At 64.0% G+C, this 21,036-nt stretch carries 23 protein-coding genes and 1 riboswitch; of the genes, 7 read left to right on the top strand and 16 right to left on the bottom strand.

Translation table 11 applies throughout. The annotated features are described in order from the left end of the window. Positions 1-44: 44 nt before the first annotated feature. From DEIPE_RS01395 to tmk, 3 genes are all read left to right on the top strand, one after another. Positions 45-434 (top strand): VOC family protein, encoded by a 390-nt coding sequence (locus tag DEIPE_RS01395; RefSeq protein WP_015234195.1) that lies wholly within the window; start codon positions 45-47, stop codon positions 432-434. 68 nt (positions 435-502) lie between these two features. Then, positions 503-1,285, top strand: a complete 783-nt coding sequence (locus DEIPE_RS01390; RefSeq protein ID WP_041230625.1) for a Nif3-like dinuclear metal center hexameric protein — start codon at positions 503-505, stop codon at positions 1,283-1,285. A gap of 43 nt (positions 1,286-1,328) precedes the next feature. After that, positions 1,329-1,973: a dTMP kinase gene (gene tmk / locus DEIPE_RS01385; protein ID WP_015234193.1), complete on the top strand. Its 645-nt coding sequence runs from the start codon at positions 1,329-1,331 to the stop codon at positions 1,971-1,973. A 4-nt stretch (positions 1,974-1,977) separates the two neighbouring features. On the opposite strand, the gene DEIPE_RS01380 is transcribed toward tmk, so the two are convergent. From DEIPE_RS01380 to queG, 3 genes are all read right to left on the bottom strand, one after another. Beyond that, positions 1,978-2,754 (bottom strand): glutaminyl-peptide cyclotransferase, encoded by a 777-nt coding sequence (locus DEIPE_RS01380; protein WP_245557573.1) that lies wholly within the window; start codon positions 2,752-2,754, stop codon positions 1,978-1,980. A 58-nt stretch (positions 2,755-2,812) separates the two neighbouring features. Next, on the bottom strand, positions 2,813-3,193 hold the full coding sequence (locus DEIPE_RS01375) for a nuclear transport factor 2 family protein (protein ID WP_015234191.1): 381 nt from the start codon (positions 3,191-3,193) through the stop codon (positions 2,813-2,815). A gap of 176 nt (positions 3,194-3,369) precedes the next feature. After that, complete coding sequence (gene queG, locus DEIPE_RS01370) at positions 3,370-4,470, bottom strand: tRNA epoxyqueuosine(34) reductase QueG (RefSeq protein WP_015234190.1); 1,101 nt, start codon at positions 4,468-4,470, stop codon at positions 3,370-3,372. A 257-nt stretch (positions 4,471-4,727) separates the two neighbouring features. On the opposite strand from queG, the gene DEIPE_RS01365 reads away from it, so the two are divergent. Beyond that, positions 4,728-5,090 (top strand): hypothetical protein, encoded by a 363-nt coding sequence (locus DEIPE_RS01365; RefSeq protein ID WP_015234189.1) that lies wholly within the window; start codon positions 4,728-4,730, stop codon positions 5,088-5,090. An 18-nt stretch (positions 5,091-5,108) separates the two neighbouring features. Here DEIPE_RS01365 and pgl read toward each other — a convergent pair whose 3' ends face one another. The 7 genes from pgl to DEIPE_RS21880 all read right to left on the bottom strand — a co-directional run bounded on the left by pgl (position 5,109) and on the right by DEIPE_RS21880 (position 12,227). Beyond that, a complete protein-coding gene (gene pgl / locus DEIPE_RS01360; RefSeq protein ID WP_015234188.1) occupies positions 5,109-5,777 on the bottom strand; it encodes a 6-phosphogluconolactonase in 669 nt (222 codons plus the stop codon). After that, positions 5,774-6,718, bottom strand: coding sequence for a glucose-6-phosphate dehydrogenase assembly protein OpcA (locus tag DEIPE_RS01355; RefSeq protein ID WP_015234187.1), 945 nt, complete (start codon positions 6,716-6,718; stop codon positions 5,774-5,776). Before DEIPE_RS01355 ends, pgl begins: the two co-directional genes overlap by 4 nt. A gap of 31 nt (positions 6,719-6,749) precedes the next feature. After that, entirely contained in the window at positions 6,750-8,300 is a 1,551-nt protein-coding gene (gene zwf, locus DEIPE_RS01350; protein WP_015234186.1) for a glucose-6-phosphate dehydrogenase, read from the bottom strand. Beyond that, on the bottom strand, positions 8,293-9,300 hold the full coding sequence (gene gnd / locus DEIPE_RS01345) for a phosphogluconate dehydrogenase (NAD(+)-dependent, decarboxylating) (protein ID WP_157448727.1): 1,008 nt from the start codon (positions 9,298-9,300) through the stop codon (positions 8,293-8,295). Before gnd ends, zwf begins: the two co-directional genes overlap by 8 nt. 151 nt (positions 9,301-9,451) lie before the next feature. Then, entirely contained in the window at positions 9,452-9,979 is a 528-nt protein-coding gene (locus tag DEIPE_RS01340) for an SRPBCC family protein (protein ID WP_015234184.1), read from the bottom strand. Positions 9,980-10,150: 171 nt separating this feature from the next. Next, positions 10,151-10,570 carry a DUF4870 domain-containing protein gene (locus tag DEIPE_RS01335; RefSeq protein ID WP_015234183.1) on the bottom strand — a complete coding sequence of 140 codons (420 nt, stop codon included), beginning with the start codon at positions 10,568-10,570 and terminating at the stop codon, positions 10,151-10,153. A 55-nt stretch (positions 10,571-10,625) separates the two neighbouring features. After that, positions 10,626-12,227 carry an ATP-binding protein gene (locus DEIPE_RS21880; RefSeq protein WP_015234182.1) on the bottom strand — a complete coding sequence of 534 codons (1,602 nt, stop codon included), beginning with the start codon at positions 12,225-12,227 and terminating at the stop codon, positions 10,626-10,628. A gap of 296 nt (positions 12,228-12,523) precedes the next feature. Between DEIPE_RS21880 and DEIPE_RS01325 the strand changes: the two genes are divergently transcribed. After that, complete coding sequence (locus DEIPE_RS01325) at positions 12,524-12,955, top strand: response regulator (RefSeq protein WP_015234181.1); 432 nt, start codon at positions 12,524-12,526, stop codon at positions 12,953-12,955. A gap of 27 nt (positions 12,956-12,982) precedes the next feature. Here the strand turns inward: DEIPE_RS01325 and DEIPE_RS01320 are convergent, their stop codons facing one another. After that, positions 12,983-13,591 (bottom strand): HD-GYP domain-containing protein, encoded by a 609-nt coding sequence (locus tag DEIPE_RS01320; RefSeq protein WP_157448726.1) that lies wholly within the window; start codon positions 13,589-13,591, stop codon positions 12,983-12,985. A 78-nt stretch (positions 13,592-13,669) separates the two neighbouring features. Further along, a riboswitch (cyclic di-GMP riboswitch) is annotated at positions 13,670-13,752 on the bottom strand. Between the two features lie 268 nt (positions 13,753-14,020). Continuing rightward, positions 14,021-14,680, bottom strand: a complete 660-nt coding sequence (locus DEIPE_RS01315; RefSeq protein WP_015234180.1) for a hypothetical protein — start codon at positions 14,678-14,680, stop codon at positions 14,021-14,023. Positions 14,681-15,009: 329 nt separating this feature from the next. Between DEIPE_RS01315 and rnhA the strand changes: the two genes are divergently transcribed. Together rnhA and DEIPE_RS01305 are read left to right on the top strand one after the other, a co-directional pair. Next, complete coding sequence (gene rnhA, locus DEIPE_RS01310; RefSeq protein WP_425387669.1) at positions 15,010-15,468, top strand: ribonuclease HI; 459 nt, start codon at positions 15,010-15,012, stop codon at positions 15,466-15,468. Between the two features lie 312 nt (positions 15,469-15,780). After that, entirely contained in the window at positions 15,781-17,160 is a 1,380-nt protein-coding gene (locus DEIPE_RS01305; RefSeq protein ID WP_015234178.1) for an MFS transporter, read from the top strand. A gap of 2 nt (positions 17,161-17,162) precedes the next feature. On the opposite strand, the gene DEIPE_RS01300 is transcribed toward DEIPE_RS01305, so the two are convergent. Genes DEIPE_RS01300 through DEIPE_RS01285 form a run of 4 tightly spaced genes read right to left on the bottom strand, consistent with a single transcriptional unit; the run spans position 17,163 to position 21,004 of the window. Next, positions 17,163-19,148 carry a peptidoglycan D,D-transpeptidase FtsI family protein gene (locus DEIPE_RS01300; protein WP_245557572.1) on the bottom strand — a complete coding sequence of 662 codons (1,986 nt, stop codon included), beginning with the start codon at positions 19,146-19,148 and terminating at the stop codon, positions 17,163-17,165. After that, the gene (mreD, locus tag DEIPE_RS01295; protein ID WP_015234176.1) at positions 19,145-19,639 is read right to left on the bottom strand and encodes a rod shape-determining protein MreD; all 495 of its coding nucleotides are present in this window, start codon (positions 19,637-19,639) and stop codon (positions 19,145-19,147) included. Before mreD ends, DEIPE_RS01300 begins: the two co-directional genes overlap by 4 nt. Before the next feature lie 10 nt (positions 19,640-19,649). Continuing rightward, the gene (gene mreC, locus DEIPE_RS01290; RefSeq protein WP_015234175.1) at positions 19,650-20,432 is read right to left on the bottom strand and encodes a rod shape-determining protein MreC; all 783 of its coding nucleotides are present in this window, start codon (positions 20,430-20,432) and stop codon (positions 19,650-19,652) included. Next, a complete protein-coding gene (locus tag DEIPE_RS01285; protein WP_015234174.1) occupies positions 20,429-21,004 on the bottom strand; it encodes a Maf family protein in 576 nt (191 codons plus the stop codon). The genes mreC and DEIPE_RS01285 overlap by 4 nt, the downstream gene beginning before the upstream one ends. Between the last annotated feature and the right edge of the window lie 32 nt (positions 21,005-21,036).

Below are 21,036 nucleotides of genomic sequence, written 5' to 3'. Positions count from 1 at the left end.
GGTTGTGACAGCTGCTCCAGGCCTTGCTGCTCTAGCCTGAGCACATGATCGTCGGACTCGACCATGTACAGGTCTGCGCGCCAGCAGGGTGTGAAGAGGCGGCGCGCACGTTCTTTGGTACTTTTCTCGAACTGCCGGAACTGCGCAAACCCGCGCCGCTGCGTCCCCATGGTGGGGCGTGGTTCGGTCTGCCCGACGGGCGCCAGGTACACGTGGGCGTGGAGCAGGCGTTCGCGCCCGCCCGCAAGGCCCATCCCTGCCTGCGGTGTGACGATCTGGAGGCGTTGACACGGCGAGCCGAGCAGTTCGGCGTGGCCTGCGAACCCGATGACCGACTGGAACAGCGCCGAGTCTACCTTGCCGATCCGTGGGGAAACCGGTGGGAGGTGGTGGAGGGCGGGCATGGCAGCGAGGTGCTGCTCAATGACGAATGACGCGTCTGACACTTCCTCGAGCGTCCCACGCCCGCGACGGCGCAGCCAAACGCTCTAGAATGCCGCACATGAGCACCCCGCACCTTCCTTCGCCCGGGACGTCGCGCGACGAACTCGTCCGCTGGCTGGACGAGTACCTGAACCTCAGTCGCTACCCGGACCCCAGCGATAATGGCCTGCAAATTGAGGGCAAAAGCGAGATCACCCGCGTGGCCGTCTCGGTGGACACCTCGCTGCGCACCATTGAAGACGCCATCGACGCGGGTGCCGATCTGCTGATCGCTCACCATGGGCTGTTCTGGGGCAAACCCCTGATGCTGAGGGGCCCCCACAAGCGCCGTGTACAGGCCGCACTCGATGGTGGCCTCAGCATTTACGCCGCTCATATCCCCCTCGACGCCCACCCGGAAGTCGGCAACAATGCCGTCCTCGCCCAGGCCCTCAGCCTGGAGCACACCCGTCCTTTCGGAGAGTGGGCAGGGCACAAGATCGGGTTGAGCGGCGAGTTGCCCATTCCCATGACCCTGCAGGATCTGGCGGACCGGTTGCAGAAGCTGACCGGGGAAATCTGCCTGGTGCACGGTGGCGGACCCGGGGAGGTGCGCCGGGTGGGGCTGGTTTCAGGCTCAGGCTCCGACGCGCTCGTCGAAGCGACCCGGGCGGGGCTTGATACCTTCATCACGGGTGAGCCGAAGCACGCCAACTTCTACGACAGCTTCGAGAACCAGCTCAACGCCGTGTACATCGGCCACTACGAATCGGAAACCTTTGGCGTGCGGGCGCTGGCCGCCAAGATCGAGGACACCTTCGGACTGCCCTGGCAGTTCATTCACGCGCCCACCGGCCTGTGACGCCCGTGACCGATGCCAGCACCAGGTGTTGGGGGAAACGGCAATGAGCCTGTTCATCAGCTTCGAAGGTCCGGAGGGCGCCGGAAAGTCCACGCAGATTGCCCGCCTGGCCGTGCACCTCGCGGAGGTGGGCATTGCCTTCGTGCAGACCCGGGAGCCCGGCGGCACGCCTCTCGGTTCACGCCTGCGTGACGTGGTGCTCGATCCGGAAGTCGAAATCGCACCGCTCAGTGAATTCCTGCTGTACAGCGCCAGCCGCGCCCAGCTGGTCCGCGACGTGATCGGCCCGGCCCTGGCGCGCGGCGAAGTGGTGCTGTGTGACCGCTACGCCGATTCCAGCCTGGCTTACCAGGGCTTTGGGCGCGGCCTTCCACGCGAGTTTCTGCACACCGTGACCTGGGAAGTGACGGGTGGGCTCACCCCACACATCACCTTTCTGCTCGACCTCGATCCGGAAACCGGGTTGCAGCGTGCCGCTGCAAAGGGCGCCCATGACCGGCTGGAACGGGCTGACCTGACTTTTCACGAGCGTGTCCGTGAGGGCTTTCGCACCCTGGCCGCATCAGCGCCGGAGCGCTTCGTGGTGCTCGACGCCATGCGCAGCGCGAGTGAGCTGGAGCGGGAAGTCTGGTCGCTGGTGTCGCGCACGCTGGCTTTCTTGCAGCCGCCCGGTATGCCGCGGCCCTGAATGCTCAGCGCCCGCCGAGCTTGACCTCGTACAGGGCGGGCCAGCGCTTGCCCGTGATGAACAGGCGCCCGCCCTTGGCGTCATAGGCGATACCGTTGAGCACGTCGTCAGGCCCGCGGTCCGGAACGCGGTTGACGATGTCGGTGAGGTCGTACCAGGCGCTCACCTTGCCGCTTTTGGGGTCGATGCGCGCGATGCGGTTGGTCAGCCACACGTTGGCGAGCACCTGACCGCCCACGAATTCCAGTTCGTTGAGCCGCACGACGTTCTGCCCGTCGGCGGTGACGTTGACAGTGCGCTGGACGCGGTACGTCGAGGGATCCAGAAAGTAGAGCCTGCTCGAACCGTCGCTGAGGATCAGCGACTTGCCGTCGTGCGTGAGGCCCCAGCCCTCGGTGGCGTAATTGAAGGTCCGTATGCGCCGGAAGCTCGCCTTGTCGTACACGTAGCCGACGCCGGTCGTCCAGGTGAGCTGCACCAGCTGGCCCGCAAAGCTGGTGAGGCCCTCCCCGAAGACATTGGTGGGCAGCGCGAGGCGCTGAAGCACCTTGCCGGTCTTGAGGTCCACCTTGCGCAGTTCGGACTGGCCCTCCAGGCCGGTTCCTTCGTACAGCACCCCGTCCTCGAAGATCAGGCCCTGGGTGAACGCGTTCGGGTCGTGTGGAAAGGTGTTCACAACCCGAACGCTGTACACTGGCGCACGCAGGTCCTGTGCGGCGCAGGCGACAAGGGCGGACCCGGAGGCAAGGACGAGCGCGGTGATCAGAGAGGGCAGCTTCACGCGTGCATCATAACGAGCCACCATGAAGCTCGAAACAGCCCCGACCCGTCCACCTGCCTTACTTCGCCACGCCCTCGACAAAGGCTGCCGAATCGTAATAGGTGCGAAACTTCTTGACCTGGCCCTCGTGCACGTCGATGATGCTCACGCCTTTGTACTCGATGGGTTTGCCGTCTTTCAGGTGGCCCCGCGCCGTCCACTCCATCACGCCGGTCGTGTCACTGTCCGCCTGAGCGAAAAATTCCGAGCGGATGTCCTGAAACACGTCCAGGTACTTCGTCCAGAATTGCTGCGCGCCCTCCCGCCCCTGCAGCGGTGGGGTCGCGAGGTTCTCGGTCGAGCTGTCCTCGGCGTAGAGTTCGATGAGTGGGGAAGGGTCCTTGCTGGCTTCGGCTTGTTGCAGGGCCTGCATAAATCGGTCGGTGACGTCCTTGGGCATAATTCCAAGCACAGCACGCCCGACGTGAGGTCGGCTGAAAGGACACTTGATGCCCGTTGGGACAACGAGCAGGCACGCGACTCCTTGTACCGTGCATTACAAACTCTGGTGCTGCCGTCACCGGGAGCCGCACCACACGGCCGTCCTTGTCAGGAAGGGGCGTACAGGCGGCCTTGTCAGCAAGGGACGTACAGGCGCCGCGCCGCGTCACTGACCTGTGGATGGGGATCGCTCATCAGGCGGTGCAGCAGTTTCGTTTCACCGAATTGCCCCAGTGCCCAGGCGGCCGCCTCACGGACTTCCCAGGCCGGATCATGGACGGCCCGTTCCAGCAGCGAAAATCCCTGCGGGTCGCGCGTGTTGCCGATGACGTAGCAGGCGTTGCGGGCCATACCTTTGCGACGCGGTCGGGCGAAGGGGGTACCCTGGTACGCCTGATCGAACTGCCGACCACTCAGCATGAAGAACGGCGTCAGGTCCGGATGCGCAAGCTCGGCCTGCGGACGCAGGGCACGCGCGACAGAACCCGCCCTCATCGACCAGGGGCAGACCTCAGTGCAGCCGTCGCACCCAAAGAGCCAGTCACCCACGCCGCTGCGCAGTTCCCACGGCACCGGCCCGCGATGCTCGATCGTCAGGTACGACACACAGCGACGAGCATCCAGGGCGCGACCTGGCAAAATGGCCTGGGTCGGGCAGGCACTGATGCAGCGCGTGCAGCGGCCACAACGGTCGGGGTGGGCTTGTGTCTCGACTTGCAGCGGCAGATCGGTGAGCACCACGGCGAGCGTCATGAAGGCGCCCAACGAGGTGCTGACCAGCATGCCGCTCTTGGCACGCCAGCCCAGAAAAGCCGACGCTCCCAACAGGCGCTCCATGACCGGACCGTGGTCCACATACGCGCGCGCCCGCCCACCCAACTTCGCCGTCTCGGTTTCCAGTCGGCTCAGAAGCGGAGCAAGCTGCTCGTGATAGTCGGGTGTCCAGGCATAGCGGGCCACCCGGCCCAGCCGCACACCGCCCGGCGGCGGCGGCAACTGCTCGAAGGCGTGTGAGATGCCCAGCACCAGCACGCTGAGACTGCCCTCCAAACTGCTGGACAGATCGGCACGCCGGGGAAGCTGACGCTCCAGGTAGTCCATTCCGGCGTGATGGCCGTGCTTCAGCCAGCGGGCGTATTCTTCGACGCTGGTGTCCGGCACGTGGGCCGCGCTCCAGCCCACCGCGTCGAATCCCAGATCGAGGGCCAACGCGGCGAGAATGTCGGGTGTGGACACGGTCCTCCATTTTGCCCGCTTGCAGGCGGAACACCGTGAGTGAGGGTGGAATCTTGTAAGACGCGTGTGAGACGTGCCCTCATACACTGCGTCCACTGTGATGTGTTTCCGACGATTTATTCTGACGCCCGTGGGTCGGCGCCGCACCAAAGCGGCAATAACCGAAGTCGTGGTTCGCCGTTTCGCTGTTCGTCACCTGACCACTGGCGAGAGGCCGACCCGTACCCAGGCGCACTGCCCGGTCACGGGCTGATCCGATGTACCCACTGTTTGCCGCCTGGCTGGTGCTGGGACTCACCTGGATCGTCGGAAAACGCATCGAGCGTGCCACCCCTGACTGGACCCGACCGGCCGACCTCTCGCCCTCGCTGTGGGGCGTGGCGCTGGGCCTGTTCAATGCCACCTTCGCCTTTCTGATGCTGCTCGGCCAGACAGGAACGACGTCGGCGGCGCGCTCGGGCCTGCTGCTGTCCGTCGCTCTGACCTGTATCCCGACTCTCTGGTGGGCCCTCGGCTCGACCAACCCTCGTGTCGCCGCGCTGTGGCGCGCGTTCTTTACGGCCATGTTGCTGCTCAGCTGCCTGCTGGCCCTCGCCTCGGGTGTCACCCTGCGCAGCTGAGGACGCTGAGGACGGCGCTCACGGATGCAGGTTCTGGGCGGCCGATTCGTCCAGAAACCACCGGGCGTCACGGACCAGCTCCACCGGATGACTCCCTGCCTCTTGCTGTACGTCACGAACCACGCCTGCCTTGGCCGCGCCGGTGACCAGCAGCCAGCGTTCACGGGCAGAGTTGATTTCGTCAAAGGTAAACGAGAGGCGCCAGGCGTCGAGCTGGGGAACAAAATTGGCGACCACTCGCCCTGCGGCAGACAGGGCGGCAGTGTCCGGAAACAGGCTGGCGGTGTGGCCGTCGTCGCCCAGGCCCAGCAGCACCAGGTCGAGCTGCCCGGGAAGCTGCTGCTGGTACCGGGCTGCCGCTTCATGCGGATCGAGTTCGCCCTGCAGGCGAAAGACCTGCCCGGCGGGCACGGGAACCCGGGACAGCAACTCATCGAGAGCGAGCTTGTAGTTGCTGTCCGGTGAATCGGGCGGAACGCAGCGCTCATCGGAAAAATAGATGCTCACCTCGCTCCAGGGCACATCCAGCTCGCGTAAAGCGCAGTAAAGCAGCTTGGGCGTGCTGCCGCCGGACAAGGCCACGTGAAACGCCCCGCGTGACCCGACTGAAGCGCGCGCCAGCTGGGCAAATTCCCGCGCAGCGGCCTGCGCCAGTTTTTCGGGCGTGGCAAAAATCTGCTGTCTCACGGCAGCCTCCGGGCGACGGCCAGTGAGTCGAGAAAGTTCTCGTTGCGCCCAGGTCGGGCCATCACCAGACCCAGTCCTTCTGCCAGCGAGGGGGACAGCACTGTCATTTCCGTTTTGCGTTCAACTTGCCCATAGCGGGTCTCGGCCCGAACCGAAAACCGCGGACCGGAACGCAGCGCAAAAAACGCATCGTGCCCCGACAGCTCCACGCTGCACAGATCGCCATTTTCACGTTCGCAGTCCGGGTCGGATTCAATCGATACACACGACAAATCCAGCCAGCCGAGCTTGGAGGAGATCCAGCCGGCAAAGAGCCGGGCCGGGCGGGAATTGCCCGCGGCGTGCGTGACCTTCAGGCGGTTGAGCGAAGACAACCGGCGCGCGGCGTCCGGAGCGTCGAACAGTTGCGCGGTCACCTCACGCCAGCCGTTCGTGCGCGCCCACCCCAGATCGGCCAGCGCGTAGCGCCGGTCCGGGTTGAGGTCGAGCGACAGGGCGTCGGCGATCACCTGATCGGCGATTTCGGCCAGTTCGGCCAGCAGCGCTCCGCCCGGCGGAGCGCTGCTGGCCCACCAGACGTGGTTCAGGGTGGTCGGGCGCAGCAGCGGCAGAATTGCGCCCTGCAGCTGCTCGGTGTTGGCATTCAGCACCAGGCGCTCGACGTAAAGGCTGCGGACGGGAATCAGGCTGGCCTCCACCTCGACCGACTCGTCGCCGTCCATCACGCCGATAATCTGCCGCCCGGCATAGCGCCCACCCAGGCGCTCAAGGGCCTCGGCGACACGCCTGAGGTGCTTTTTTTCGGTCAGGGCGACGATGTTTCCAGTGTATGCGCGTGTCTCGATCTCCGCTTGCGACCACAGGTCGTCGAGGGCGTGCTGAGCACGGCGCACGCCGGTCTGAACTGGTCCGAGGCGGGGTAAATCGTGTGTCTGGGGCATGGCAACTCCGACGGAAAAGACAAAAACAGGGTTACAGACGGCGCCAGCGACGATCGGCACCGATCAGCTCGTCGGCCGCGTCCGGTCCCCAGGTGCCGGCCGCGTAGTTGGGCAACCGCGCGTCGGGTGCCGTCCAGGCTTCCAGCAGGCCGCTGACCAGCTTCCAGGCCCGCTCGACTTCGTCCTCGCGCGGAAAGAGCGTGGCGTCACCCAGCATGGCGTCCAGCAGCAGGCGAGAGTACGGACTTTCCAGTTCCGCGCCGAAGGCGTCGTAGCGAAAGTCCATCACCACCTCGCGCAGCGAGTTTTCCTGACCGGGGGTCTTGCTGGAGAGTTTCAGGCTCACCCCTTCATCCGGCTGAATCCGAAAGGCCAGGACGTTGCGTTCGGTTCCCCCCGGAAACAGACCTAGCGGGGGGCGCTTGAACACCACGGCGATTTCCGTGACCTTCTTGGGGAGGCGCTTGCCCGAGCGCAAGAAGAACGGTACGCCCTTCCAGCGCCAGTTTTCGACTTCCAGTTTGACTGCCACGAACGTAGGCGTGCTCGATTCGGAAGCCACCTTTTCTTCCTCGCGGTACCCCTTCGCCCGCTCGCCGTACAGGGTGCCCGGGGCGTATTGACCACGCACCGCCACTTCCTCCACCGCCGACGCCGGAATCGGTTTCACGGCACGCAGCACCTTGACCTTCTCGTCGCGGATGGCGTCGGCATCGAAGGCGACCGGTGGTTCCATCGCCACCAGCGTGAACAGCTGCAGCAAATGGTTTTGCAGCATGTCGCGCACCACGCCGGCTTCTTCGTAGTACCCGCCGCGTCCTTCCATGCCCAGATCCTCGGCAGCGGTGATCTGGACGTGCTCGACAAACGAGCGGTTCCAGAGCGGCTCGAAGATCAGGTTGCCGAAGCGGATCGCCATGATGTTCTGAACGGTTTCTTTGCCCAGGTAATGGTCGATGCGGTAGATCTGGTGCTCTTCCCAGACCCGGTGCAGACTGTCGTTGAGGGCGCGCGCGCTTTGCAGATCATGCCCGAAGGGTTTCTCGATGATCAGGCGCCGCCAGCCCTCCTGTTCGCCCTGCAGTCCCGCCTGGCCCAGCGCGGTCGTGACTTCCTCGAACAGGCTGGGCGGGGTCGAGAGGTAAAACACCGCGTTGCGTCCGGCGCCCCGCTCGCGTTCGATTTCACTCAGGCGCTCCTGAATGCTCTGGTACGTCTCGGGTGCGTCGAAGTTCCCCCCGACGTACGAGGCGAGCTCCACGAAGCGTTCCAGGTTGCCTTCACCGATCGCGTCGGTTTCCTTGCTGCTGGTGAGCGCTTCACGGGTGAAATCCCGGAATTCGTCGGGTGTCATGGCGGCGCGCCCGATCCCTACCACCGAGAAACCCGGGCCGAGCTGGCCGTCCTGCCACAATCCGAACACGGCCGGCAGCAGCTTGCGCTTGGCGAGATCACCGGTGACGCCGAAGATCACCAGCGTGCAGGGCTCCGGTGCCCGCTTGCGCAGCATGCCTTCCCGCAGGGGATTGCCGAGCACATCGTCATCACCGGCGTGTTCCGGGGCGCGCGTGACCTCACTCATGCTCGCTGCCCGCGCCGCCCTTCACGCCGTTCAGGGCCTTTTCCGGTGTGGCCAGCGGCCCGACGCCGGGCACGACGGCTTCCTCGGCCGGTCGCTCGATTCTTTTCACCGCGTGACCGCCAAAGCCGCGGCGCATCGCCGAAAGCACCTTGCCGGCATAGCTGATCTCCTGCTGGGTGTAAAAACGCGTCTGCACGCTCAAGCTGATCACCGGAATCGGAACGCCCATTTCCATCGCGTCCTCAACGGTCCAGCGGCCTTCACCCGAGTCACCCACGAAGTCCGACAGGTCGCCGAGTTCCGAGTCACCTTTCAGCGCGTCGGCCGTCAGATCGAGCAGCCACGAGCGAATGACGCTTCCGTGACGCCAGATCTCGGCGACCTGCGACACATCCGTCACCAGTGCGTGCTTGGCGCGCATCAGCTCGAAGCCTTCCGCGAAAGCCTGCATCATGCCGTACTCGATGCCGTTGTGGACCATCTTGGTGTAGTGCCCGGCGCCCGACTCGCCGACGTGTCCCCAGCCGCGGTCGGGTGCGGGCGCCAGCGTCTGCAGGATCGGCTTGATCAGCTCCACCGCTTCAGTTTTGCCGCCCACCATCATGCAGTAGCCTTCCGCGAGGCCCCAGATGCCCCCGGAAGTTCCCACATCCACGAAGTGCAGGTGGCGTGCGGACAGCTCCTCGGCGCGCCGCACGCTGTCGGTGAAGCGCGAGTTGCCGCCGTCGATGATCACGTCACCCTCCTTGAGCAGGGTGGCGAGTTGCCGGATGGTGCTCTCGGTGGCAGGGCCTGCCGGAACCATCACCCACACCACCCGAGGCGAAGGCAGCGCCGCTACCAGCGAAGCGAGGTCCTCGGCGCCCAGCGCGCCCTCGCGCTCGATGGAGCGCACATTTTCGGTGTTGAGGTCGTAACCGACGACTTCGTGTCCGCCCTGCACGAGGCGCGCGACCATATTGGCGCCCATTTTGCCCAGTCCGATCATGCCGATTCTCATGAGGTCAAGTCTACGCCGCCCACCTGCGTGGGTGAGGTGAGGCCGATTAAACAAAAGCCAAAGGCATGGCGTCGTGACACGAAAAATGCACCCCATGAACGGGGTGCACTGTGATCGGGAGGAGGATTGCTGTCGAGGCCAGGGCGGCCCGTCAGTTCTTCTTCTTGCCCTTCTTGCGCGCTTCGCGTTGCTGCTTGGCCATGTCACGCGCGGTATCCAGCACCAGCTGGGCTCCGGCTGCGTCGACTTGTCGCTGCAGTTCGATCAGGGTCTGTGCTGAAGCCGAGCGCAGCATCCGCTCGACGGCTTTGGCGATGAAGCCAAAGCGCACCTTGGCGTTGACACTGAGCGTCACCTCAGTGCCTCCAGGAATGGATTTGAATACCCAGCCCTGCGCAAAACGCTCCAGCGGACCAAAAGGCTTGACGCTCTCCCAGCCTCCCCGGTGAGGTGCCTGCAGTGAGCCGTACCGGGCGGTGAAGGTCAGACCGAGCATTCTTGGCGGCAACTTGAAGCGCACCATGGCGCCCTGTACGAGCCGTTCCTCACCCACATAGGCGCCGGTGCGAATGCTGGGGTCCCACTTGGCGCGCCGTTTGGGGTCCATGACGCTGCGAAACAAGACGTCTGCACGCCCTCGAATCTGAATGGTGTCCTTGAACTGGATGGCAACCGACATGCGTCCACTTTAGCGTGGCAAACCGAACCGGGCTGGGAGTCCGTCTGAACTTTGCTGAGGCTGTGGTGGTGCACACCAGCCTGGAGCGGGCGATCGGGAACGCCGCGCCCTGCCCTGGGTGCCCGACAGACGAACAGACGAACGACTGCGGAAATTCTCCGGGGTGACAGCTCAGCGCAGGAAGCGAATCGAAAAGGGGTAGCGGTACGGTCGTCCGTCAATGGTAGCGACGACGGCCAGAATCATCGTGATGAACTGCAGCGCGTAGAGCGCCAGTACCAGCGGCCACAGCAACAGTATTCCGATGCCGAGCGTCAGCACGACCAGTGCGGTCACGGCCAGAAAGTACAGCGAGATGGAAATCTGGAAATTCACCACTTCGCGACCCTGGTCGTCCAGCACCGGGTGGCGGTCGCGAGTCAGCAGCCATGCCACGAGGGCCCCGATGACGTTGCCCAGCACGGGCAGCCAGAAGGCCAGCAGGGGAGACAGGTGTTGGGCTGCGACCAGGGTGCGCTGATCCGCGGGAATGTGATCGGACGGCCAGGCGCCGTGGGCGGTTTCCTCGGGCCGGAAGGAGGACTCGTTCATGCCGTGGGATACGAGGCGAGGGGGCGGCGGGTTCCCCTCGTGGTGTGGGCGCGGCTTATGTCCGGCGCTCGGGCAGCGCAAAGGAAAAGGTCGCCCCCTCGCCCGGCCGCCCTTCGGCCCACACCCGGCCGGTGTGGCGGTGAATGATGCGTTTGACCGTGGCGAGGCCTACGCCCGTACCTTCGAATTCCTCTTGCCGGTGCAGCCGCTGAAATACCCCGAACAGCCGCCCCTGATACTTCGGATCGAAGCCCGCACCGTTGTCACGTACGTGCACCACCTGCTCGCCGGGCCGGGACTCCGCAGACACGTCGATAATTGCCTGCTCACGCTGGCCGGTGTACTTCACCGCGTTGGACAGCAGGTTCAGCAGCACCTGTCGCAACAGGCTGGGGTCCGCCCACACCGTGGGCAATTCCCCGATCTGCCAGCGCACGCAGCGCTGGCCCACTTCCGGCTCGATCATGCCACGTACTTCCTCGACCAGTGCGGCCAGCTGAACTTCCTGCTGGCGCAGGGGTTGCTCGGCAAACTTGGAAAACTGCAGCAGGTCGTCGATCAGCAGATTCATGCGCCGCGATGATTCGGCGATCACCCCGAGGTAGCGCTGGGCGCCCTCGTAATTCTGCTGTTCCAGTGCATGTTTGGCCAGGCTGGCGAAGCCCTGGACGTGCCTCACGGGCGCCCGCAGGTCGTGCGAGACCGAGTGGGCGAAGGCTTCGAGTTCGGCATTCGCTGCCTCCAGTGCTTCGCGTTTGCGCAGCAACCGCTGCGCCGTGTTCGCCCGCTCGGCCACCAGACCCAGGCTGCGCCAGACGGCCTGCAGGATGGAGCGCGAGCGGGTGTCCCAACGCTGCTGCGTGCGGTGTCCGATGGCGAGCAGACCATGCAGCGTTCCCTGAATCTGAATCGGCGCCAACGCCACTGCTTCATACAGCGGCGTGGCCTGGGCGACCGCGTCATCGAGCGCGCGCCAGTGTTCGAGCAGCAAGGGGGTTGCCGAGCGGGTCACGAGCGCGGCCAGTGGGCTGTTTGCGGGCAATCCCGTGGTGAGCAGCACCCGCAAGGGCGGCGGGATTTGGTCAGACAGGGTGGTGGCGTGCCACGTTCCATCGTGCAGCTCGAAGTACCCGGCGTCCGTTTCGCGCAGCGCCGTGTGCACCACCTGCACGGCTGCAGCGGCCAGCACCCGTAAGTCGGCCTCTGAGCCGGCGGCCTCGATGAAAGCCGAGAAGGCCTGCAGGGCGTCAGCTTCGGTCTGCAGGTCCTGGTGCTGCTGTGCCAGTACGGTGACCCGCTCGCTCAGCATTTTGTGCGCCGTGATGTCGAGCAGTCGAAGGCCGACACACTGTTCGTGAACGAAAAGAAAAGCCTGGTACCAGGTCTCGTCGCAGGTCACCTCGGCGGTGAGCGTGGCGCCGTCACCCTGCCGGGCTACTTGACGTACCAGTTGCATCAGGGGCGGCGAGGTGTCCTGCGCCAGGTCAAAGCCGATGAGGTCGGCGCCGGACCGTACGGCGCGCGCGGGTAGGCGCGCCCAGGCCGGGTTGGCATAAAGGACACCCTGCGCCGGATCGAGCAGCGCGAAGGGCTCTGGGAGACAATCGAAAAGGCGCCTCGCTGTGGACGGAAGCAGGAATTCGGGCTGGACACTCATGGATGGTCTCCCTCATACATGTCAGCGAGTCGAAAAAGGGACCACAGCCTTCACCTTAACGGGCGGGCCTCAAATTCAGGTCAAAACAATGCGCCCGCAGTGCGGCATACAGGCGATCCCTAAGGCCAGCTCAAGGCATCGTCGACTGTGAACTTGTCCACCGATCGCAGGCGCCCTGAATCCTGCTCTGCGTCTCTGCAGGGCCGTGTCTCCACACTTCGGCAGTCTCGGCACGTTTTCATCTGCTCGGACCTTGATTTTGTTAAGATTGAATGAAGCGTATTTCACGTCTCCCTATGACCGACACCCTGCCGATTCCCCGCATCCTGCTCGTCGAGGACAATGTCTTCGATGTCGAGCTTGCGCGCACGGCTTTCGAAGTGGGTGACCTGGTCGGCGAGCCAGCAGTCGCATTCGACGGTCAGGACGCGCTGGACTACCTGTACCGACAGGGCAGGTACCGGGGCCGTGCAGACGAAGCACCCCGGCTGGTCCTGCTCGATCTGCACATGCCCCGGATGAATGGCCTGGACGTGTTGCGGCGTGTCAAGCAGGACGCCACGCTGCGCAATATTCCCATGGTGGTGTTCACAACTTCGAATGCACCAGCAGATCGCGAGGCCTGCGCCGCCTTGGGCGCCGACGATTATCTGGTCAAGCCAAACGATTTTGGCATGTTCGTGACCCTGATCGAATCTCTTAAGGCCCGCTGGCTCGACGGCCACTGAAACGGCAGTTCTCTGGTACGGCCGGCGTCACTCGGCTTTGAACAGAGCGTGTTCGCGCTCGCGGCACAGAGACTCCAGCGCTTCGACGGCGGTGGGATCAAACAGGATGGCTGCGTTCTCGCGCAGGTACGCGAGCGTCCGCGCGCTGGTCCAGGGAAGCTTGTATGCCCGCTCGCCGGTGAGGGCGTCATAGACGTCGCACACCGCCAGAACTCGGGCAAGAAATGGAGTGTCCCGGCCGCGCCGGCCAACAGGATAACCCGTACCGTTCCAGCGCTCGTGGTGAAAGAGCACGACCTCGAGCACCCCCGCCGGAACCTGCGGCAGAGAGGAAGCCAACCGGTGGCCGTATTCGCAGTGGGCGCGCATGACCTGCCATTCCAGCTCCGAGAGGGGCTCCCGCTTGCGCAGCACCTCTTCCGGAATCAGCAGTTTGCCGATGTCGTGCAGTTGGGCCCCCAATTCCAGGGCCTCGGCGTCACCGGGTGCCAGGTCCAAGTGCCGGCCGACTGCCTGACCGAGCGCTGTGACCGCGCTGGCATGCTGGGCAGTGTCAGGGTCGTGGGCCCAGAGCTGGCGAATCAACCCGTTCAGCGCCCGGTCGAGCTCGTCTGAAAAGCCGCTCTTGGCCGACATCGAAAGGCACATCCCAGAAGTGGGATGACTGTGAAGCGAATCCTTCAAGTGGGCTCTCCAATCGTTGCAGCGCTTTGCTGCCCGTCCGATCGGTCGCACCACTGGCTCCTCACGCGGCAGGTGCCCGGTTGCACCGCGTGATTCACAGCCCCGGATGACATCAGAGTACCGAACCGTTTCCAACAAGGCTCTTACAAGCCAACTTTTTGCGGGGGCAGGGAGTATTGCAAGGTACTGCCTTGCGTCACTTTATGCGGGGACGGCATCTTCATTCTCAAAATGGGCGCGTGTTCCCATGGAGTGAACCAGACCACAGGAAGACTCCGAACGCTCCACTGGCCTGATGAACCAGGTGTGATCTCCGCAACCCGAAAGACCCGGTCAGGAGTGACCGGGTCTTTCGGGAAAATCGTTCTTTATATGATTGTTTTATTTGGCGCTGCGCAGTTCGAACGGCACTTCAATCTGCGGATGGCGGGTATACAGATTTCCAGTTCCCTTGATGCTGGTCATGCCCGCAGTGGCGTTCGACGACTCGGCTTGACCTTCCATCCACATACCGGTGACGCGCTCGCAGTCATCTGAAGGGTAAGGTGGGCAGAGTTCCGATTCCTCGATCATCTCGACACGCAGCGACTTGCCGTCATCAATGAGGGTGACACTGCCATTTTCCCGGCAGGTGGTGGAACCGTTGCACACAAAGCGCGTACCGACGAGCGTGGTGACGGCGTTTTTGGTGACCGGTTTCTTCCACTGGATGCGTCCTTCGAACGGGAACGTGTAATCGGTGTTCTCGAACTTGTAGGTCCAGGTGCCCGTCACACCGTCCAACCTCGATTTCGCAAGTGGCGCCTTGTCTGCAGGTTTTTTGACTTCCTTCGCGTCCTTTGGCGTGGGCTGCTCGGCCTTCTGCTCAGCCTGCTGCCCGGTTTTCTGCTCCGCCTGCCCGGCGTTGCTGGCAGGCTGGCTGCTCGTCTGTGAAGTGGTGGTGCCGCTGGCGGTGGCGCTTTGTGCGGTGCTTGGCGAGGTGGTGCCGCAGGCGACGAGGGTGAGGGCGAGGACGCTGGGGATGAAGGCAAGTCGTTTCATGTTGGTCACCTGTCCTGAAGTGACTTCATCATCGCTGCACAAAAAATCCTCATCATGTGCCGGGTAGCCACCGAGTGCTAAGGTTCCCTTTGTCTTCCCTTGGCCCGAAACTCACGGGTAATTTCTCACCAAAAACCCGTTCAGGGCGTGCTTGAAGTCAACGGTGAGGCAGACAGCGGCACGCCCGAAGTGCTACCACAACTGCGACCGTGGTCTTGATGCTCTACAGTGTCGCGAGCGAGGTAAACATGTCCCAATCTTACCGTCCGAAACAAGCCCGGCCATCCAGTGTACGAGATCAGCTGCCGCTCAAAGGATGCATTCAGCCGATGGAACCAGTCATGGGTGAAGAGGTCGATCTCTACGGTGATGGGGCGTGTGATACCCAGGCGGGCCTGGGCGGCTGGGCCGTGATTCTCAACTACCGGGGAAAAGAGCTGATACTGTCAGGAGCGCAACGCGAGACCACCAACAACCGGATGGAGCTGACCGCACTGCTGGAAGGCTTGCGGGCGCTCAAGCGGCCCTGCAACGTGCGCGTGGTGACCGACAGTCAGTATCTGCGCAAAGCGTTCACAGACGGCTGGATCCTCAAGTGGCAGCGCAATGGCTGGAAAACCGCTGGCAAGGACAGCGTCAAGAATCAGGACCTGTGGGAAGCCCTGATAGATGAGGCGCGGCGTCACAGCCTGACGTTTGTGTGGGTACGTGGCCACGCCGGGCATGGCGAGAATGAACGTGTCGACCAGCTCGCCGTGGCCGAACGAAAAAAGCTTGCCCGATCCTGAAGCGTGGGCCAGGGATTGATCACCCGATCCACCGGTGCTTTTGGCGCGCCGTCAGTGCGGTGAGCCAGTGTGTCCAGTACCGAACTGCAAAACGACGCAAACGCTTTCATGCGTTTCGGACCCGTTTTGCCCATGTCCGGGTTGCCCACGTCCCTGGCCTGCCCGGAAGACGGCGCGCTGCTCAGCCGGGCTGCGCTTCCTGCACTTTGCCACAACCCTTTTTCTGATCGGGCTGCCACTTCGGAGGTCGCGCCCCCATGTCCTCCGCCAAAAGGCGCAAGGAAAGCCGGGTGTGAAGTTCTATGCTCAAGTATGCCTTCAGTACCTGTCCGGGCGCCGCGAAACGGCTGGCGAACCTTTGTCGTCCTGTGGGCCACGCAGTCGTTGTCCGTGGTGGGCAGCGCGCTGACGTACTTTGCAATCTCCATCTACCTCGCCCAGACACTGTACGCCCGCCCCGAGCAAAAGCCCGAACTGGCCCTTGCCCTGTCGGTCGTGGCGCTTGCCGGCGCACTGCCCGCCGTGCTGGGCGCCCCGCTCGCCGGCGCCTGGGCAGATCGCCATGACCGACGCCGCACGATGCTCGGGTGTGACCTGGGCAGCTCGCTTGTCTGTCTGGTGCTCGCTTCGCTGGCCATGACCGGCACCTTGACGCTGTACGCACTCGTTCCACTGGTGGTGCTGCTGTCGCTGTTGCACTCCTACCACGGCGCGTCTTTTGACACCAGCTATGTCATGCTGGTTCCTTCGGCGCAGCTTCCGCGCGCCAACGGCATGATGCAGACGATGTGGTCGCTCTCCGGTCTGCTGGCCCCTGGGCTGGCGGCCTTTATCCTCGCCTTGCCGGCGCTGCTGTTGCAGGGAGGGCTCGTACTTCCGGGATGGCTGACGGGCGGCATCGCGCTGGTGTTCTTGCTGGACACGCTGACCTTTCTGTTTTCCGGCCTGGTACTGACGCGTCTGCAGATTCCCTCGCCGCGCCGCACCGAGACCGTACGCCCGCGTCTCTGGGCCGATGTGGCCTTTGGTTTTCGCTACATCTGGGCGCGCAAGCCGCTCTTGTGGCTGCTGGGCACCTTCTCGTTCATCAATTTCGTGTTCGCCCCGATGGGCATCTTCGAGCCTCTCATCGTCAAGTTCACGCTCGCGCCCGACTGGACGGCCCGTGGGCTTACCTTCGAAAGCGCGTTGGCGCTGCTGGCCACGGTGGGCGGTCTGGGCGGGGTGCTGGGCGGTGTGCTCGTCAGCATGTGGGGCGGCCTGAAGCGTCAGCGTGTGCTCGGCATCCTGATTCCAATGCTGGTGGCCGGTCTGGCGTTGATTGCTTTCGGCCTGTCACGCAATTTGTACCTGAGCGCCGCGATCGTGGCCCTCGCTTTTGCGATGACGCCCATCATGAACGCACATTCGCAGGCCATCTGGCAGACTCAGGTGCCCCCCGAACTGCAAGGACGGGTTTTCAGCGTGCGCCGCTTGATTGCGCAGTTCACCGCGCCCGTGGCCACGGCGCTGGCGGGCATCGCCGGGGGTATCTTCAATCCGGGCACGGTGATGGTGGTCCTGGGCGTGCTGTTCAGCCTGTTCTGCCTGGCGCAGCTTGCCAATCCCTACTTGCGGCGTGTCGAGGACAAAGCCTGGCTTGAAGAACTCGCTTCCCGGCAGGCCAAAGGCGCAGTCTCGGGCGCGTCCTGAGCTCAGGGCTGCTTGCCAGGTTTACGGACCACCAGCTGCTCGACTTCCATCGCCTGATTCTTCAGACAGGGTTGCTGACTGCTTGGCGGGCCTTCCAGGTAACCGCGCCCGTCGACTTTCAGGCACCAGTGGGCTGCGAAGACTTTCGCGACGGCGGGCAGCGCCGTGCCCGATCCCTCGCCGCCGTTCTCGAAAAAGGCCACCACCAGCAGGTCAGGATTGTCCACCGGTCCGTAGCCTTCGTACCAGGCGTTGGTGTAGGCGTAATTGTAGCGGCGGCTGAGGGCATTTTCGGCCGTGCCGGTCTTGCCTCCGGTGCGGACGGGAAAACGGTGCGGGCCCAGTATATGGCTGGCGGTGCCGTTTCCGTTCACTCCACCAAGTTGCAAGGTGGTCATCTCCATGCCCTCCTTGATGAGGCGGAAGTTCTTGCGCGCCCCCGGAACGCGTTTCGCAGGCTTGGCCGCAGCGCGTTGCCCATTCACGCTGCGTACGAGGGTCAACGGACGCTGCGTACCCTCGTTGACCAGCGTCGAAAGGGCATAGGCAATCTGCGCTGGCGTCACCAGCAGCGCGTCCTGACCGATTGCGAAACTGAGCGCCTGACCTGGCCAGTAGTCGGCTTTACGGGCCTTGTAGCTTTCGGCGCTGGGCAGGTTGCCGATCTTCTCGCCGATCAGTTCCAGGCCGGTCGGACCTCCGAAGCCCATATCCTTGGCGCGCCGGGCCAGGTAATTCGAGAATACGATCGGGTCGGCGTCAATGGCGGCCTGGTAATACCAGGTGTTGCAGGAATTCGAGATCGCCTTGCGCCCATCCATCTGCCCCATGTGGTGTCCGGCCCAGTTGCGTCGCCAGCCGCCGAAGCGAATGCCGGGTGGGCAGGCGAAGGTTTTGTTGCCCCATTTCTCGATATAGGCCAGCGTGCTGGTGGGTTTGAAAACGCTGCCCGCGTCGAACATCTGTACCACACGGTTGAGCATCGGCTGTCCACCATTGCCCTGCAACGCCTCGGCCAGTTGCGGAGGTCGGGGAGACTGAGCGAACCAGTTGGGGTTGAAGGTGGGGGCGCTCGCAAGTGCCAGCACCTCGTTCGTGCGCGGATCGAGCGCGATGATGGCGCCCTTCACGACACTCTCGGTCGGGCTGGCGCGCTTCAGGCGCGCTTTGTTGACATCTGCCAGCCCTTCTTGCAAGGCTTTCTCGGCGGCGCGCTGCAGCTTGGCGTCGATGGTGAGAACCACGTCGCGGCCCTTTTGTCCGGGATCGATGATGCGCTCGGTCTGGGGCCGTCCGGCCGCCGTGACTTCCAGACGCCGAATACCGTTTTCTCCTCGAAGCTCGTGCTGCAGGCTTGCCTCCAAACCGCTGCGGCCCACCAGGTCGGCCAGCGCGTAACCGTCCTCCTCGACCTCACGCTCGTTGGCCTCGGCGACGTAGCCGACCATGTGGGCCGCAAACGTGCCCTGCGGGTAGACCCGTTCGACACGCTCGCGCAATTCCAGGTTGGGCTGCATCACGGTGTACTCCTGAAGCGCGGAAATTTTATCGGCTGGAACGTTGCGCACCAGCGTGACTTCGCCGCCCGGCGCGACGCTGGGCAGCTGAACGTCCGCGAAGCCGCTGAGGTAGCGGATCTGTGGCCATGCGGCGACATCGCCCCCTTTGTAGATCAGATCGACGGCCATGCGGTTGGTGGCGAGCAAAAGTCCGTCACGGGTGCGAATCTCGCCGCGCAGCGCGCGCACGATTTCGTCACGCTGGTAATTGCTCTCACTCTGGGTGGCGAACTGGTGGTAGCGCGTGATCTGTAAATCGTACAGACGGTAAGCGAAGACGGCCAGGAAGGCGCTGAAGCACAGTGCAATTACGTGTGGCCGGCTGACTTCACGGCTGCGGGCGCGCTTTTTCGGGGCGTCCACCGCGCGCGCGGCGCGTGAGTGTCGTGGGGCGCTGTGTCTGCGCGGGCGCGGCGAGGCGCGGCTCACGTGAGGCCCTGTTCAGCGCCGGGGCGCGTCCCGAATGCCCATGCCGCGAGGCGCTCGAGCAGCGGCGCAGCCAGCAGCGTCCCGATCAACAGTGAAGGCAGCACCGTTACCAGGGTATTGATCGTCACCAGGCCATTGCGCAGCCAGTATGTCAGGATCAGAAAGACGAGCCACTGGCCGATCACGCCGGTTGTGACCGTGACCACGGTCTGAATGAATCCCCGGTCCGACAGGAACTTGCGCAGACCCAGCACCAGCAGCACGCCGCCCGACACGGCCGCCGCGTGCAGACCCAGCGCACCGTGACCGAGAATGTCCTGCAGCAGGCCGATACCGTAGGCCAGCAGCAGTGCGGGAAGCGGACGCAGGCGCAGGGCCAGCGCGATGGCCGTAAGCAGAAACAGGTCCGGGGCACTCAGTTCGCGCGGAATCAGGCGGGTCAGTGCGCCCTGAATTCCGATGATCAGCAGAAGATATATCAAGATACGCACGGTTCAGGCCTTAGGGAATCGCTTCGAGAAGCGCGATTTCTTCGATGATGCTGACGTCAACGCTCGGTGTGATGATGACGGTGCGGTGCACTTCATTCGGTCCGAGTTCCACGACCTGTTCAACTTTGCCCACCTGAATGCCCACCGGGTAGACGCCGCCGAGGCTGGATGTCAGTACGATATCGCCTGGCTTGACGTCGACGGTGAGGGGAAAGGTACCGCGCAGCCGGTCGGGTGGAGCACCGTAAGCCGTACCACGACCCCCTTTTTTCTTGAGCGTGATACCCACACGGCTCTCCGGATCCACGATGGTCGTCACGACGGCGCTGTTGCCGTCCACCTCGGTGACCTGACCGATCAGACCGGCGGGCGCGGTGGCCGGCATGAAGCGCCGCACGCCGTGCCACACGCCCCGGTTGACCGTGAGCCTGGACAGCAGCGGCGAGGGATCGACCTTCACGACCGAGGCCACCGTCACGAGGCTCGGCGACTGCGTGGTGCGAATCTGGGCGGCCTGGCGCAGCCGCACGTTTTCACGTTCAAGCCGGTCGTTGGTGCCGCGCAGCATTTCGTTCTGGTCGCGCAATTCACGGTTTCGTGCGGCGAGGTCGCGCTCTTCTGCATACGTCATGTACGCTTTGCGGATGTTGCCCGCACCCCCCGCGAACAGCTGGGTCAGGGGCAATACCCCACTGGTGATCGACAGCGGTGCCACCACCTGAAAGCGGGTGGTGACCATGCTGAGAAACAGCAGCCCCAGGTACACCAGCGCCAGGCGGCGCCAGGCGTTCACAGCGGCTCCTGCAAGACAGGCACTCCCGCCCGCCTCAGCAGGTCGATCACGCGCGGCATGGGAAAGCCCACCACGTTCGAGTAATCACCCTCGACGCGTTCCACGAGGGCGAGACCGAGCTCCTGAATGCCGTAACCACCGGCCTTGTCGAGCCCTTCTCCGCTCTGGGCGTACCAGCGGACCTCGGCGGGCGTGAGTGTGCGAAAGGTCACCTGGGTTGCCTGAACGACGCTCTTCTGAAAGGCAGGTGACAGTACGGCCACCCCGGTGTGCACCGTATGCGTCTTGCCCGAGAGCATTTCCAGGAAGCGCGCGTTCTCGTTTTTGTCATGCGGCTTGCCGAGCAACTGTCTATCAAGCGCGACCACGGTGTCGGCCGCGATGATCACCGCCTCCGGCGCGAGCTCGGCCACCGCCTGCGCTTTCTGGCAGGCGAGATCGCGGGCGACTTCCCCAGGCTCTTGGTGTTTTGAAACCTCTTCGGTATGGGCCGTGAACACGCGAAACGACAGGCCCAGCCGCGACAGCAATTCGCGCCGCCGGGGACTTCCCGAAGCCAGTATCAGTTCCATCACACGCTTCCCTTCGTTGTCTGGCAGCCTAT

The organism is Deinococcus peraridilitoris DSM 19664, from assembly GCF_000317835.1.
Classification (GTDB): Bacteria; Deinococcota; Deinococci; order Deinococcales; family Deinococcaceae; genus Deinococcus_A; species Deinococcus_A peraridilitoris.
The sequence above is the reverse complement of the archived record's forward strand: the minus strand, read 5'-3'. Positions and strand labels throughout refer to the sequence as shown.

What these genes read in the sequence shown, in the direction of transcription:
- DEIPE_RS01395 (WP_015234195.1), top strand. Translation starts at nt 45, where the DNA reads ATGATCGTCGGACTCGACCATGTACAGGTCTGCGCGCCAGCAGGGTGT.
- DEIPE_RS01390 (WP_041230625.1), top strand. Translation starts at nt 503, where the DNA reads ATGAGCACCCCGCACCTTCCTTCGCCCGGGACGTCGCGCGACGAACTC.
- tmk (WP_015234193.1), top strand. Translation starts at nt 1,329, where the DNA reads ATGAGCCTGTTCATCAGCTTCGAAGGTCCGGAGGGCGCCGGAAAGTCC.
- DEIPE_RS01375 (WP_015234191.1), bottom strand. Translation starts at nt 3,193, where the DNA reads ATGCCCAAGGACGTCACCGACCGATTTATGCAGGCCCTGCAACAAGCC.
- DEIPE_RS01365 (WP_015234189.1), top strand. Translation starts at nt 4,728, where the DNA reads ATGTACCCACTGTTTGCCGCCTGGCTGGTGCTGGGACTCACCTGGATC.
- DEIPE_RS01355 (WP_015234187.1), bottom strand. Translation starts at nt 6,718, where the DNA reads ATGCCCCAGACACACGATTTACCCCGCCTCGGACCAGTTCAGACCGGC.
- zwf (WP_015234186.1), bottom strand. Translation starts at nt 8,300, where the DNA reads ATGAGTGAGGTCACGCGCGCCCCGGAACACGCCGGTGATGACGATGTG.
- gnd (WP_157448727.1), bottom strand. Translation starts at nt 9,300, where the DNA reads ATGAGAATCGGCATGATCGGACTGGGCAAAATGGGCGCCAATATGGTC.
- DEIPE_RS01340 (WP_015234184.1), bottom strand. Translation starts at nt 9,979, where the DNA reads ATGTCGGTTGCCATCCAGTTCAAGGACACCATTCAGATTCGAGGGCGT.
- DEIPE_RS01335 (WP_015234183.1), bottom strand. Translation starts at nt 10,570, where the DNA reads ATGAACGAGTCCTCCTTCCGGCCCGAGGAAACCGCCCACGGCGCCTGG.
- DEIPE_RS21880 (WP_015234182.1), bottom strand. Translation starts at nt 12,227, where the DNA reads ATGAGTGTCCAGCCCGAATTCCTGCTTCCGTCCACAGCGAGGCGCCTT.
- DEIPE_RS01325 (WP_015234181.1), top strand. Translation starts at nt 12,524, where the DNA reads ATGACCGACACCCTGCCGATTCCCCGCATCCTGCTCGTCGAGGACAAT.
- DEIPE_RS01320 (WP_157448726.1), bottom strand. Translation starts at nt 13,591, where the DNA reads ATGTCGGCCAAGAGCGGCTTTTCAGACGAGCTCGACCGGGCGCTGAAC.
- DEIPE_RS01315 (WP_015234180.1), bottom strand. Translation starts at nt 14,680, where the DNA reads ATGAAACGACTTGCCTTCATCCCCAGCGTCCTCGCCCTCACCCTCGTC.
- rnhA (WP_425387669.1), top strand. Translation starts at nt 15,010, where the DNA reads ATGGAACCAGTCATGGGTGAAGAGGTCGATCTCTACGGTGATGGGGCG.
- DEIPE_RS01305 (WP_015234178.1), top strand. Translation starts at nt 15,781, where the DNA reads ATGCCTTCAGTACCTGTCCGGGCGCCGCGAAACGGCTGGCGAACCTTT.
- DEIPE_RS01285 (WP_015234174.1), bottom strand. Translation starts at nt 21,004, where the DNA reads ATGGAACTGATACTGGCTTCGGGAAGTCCCCGGCGGCGCGAATTGCTG.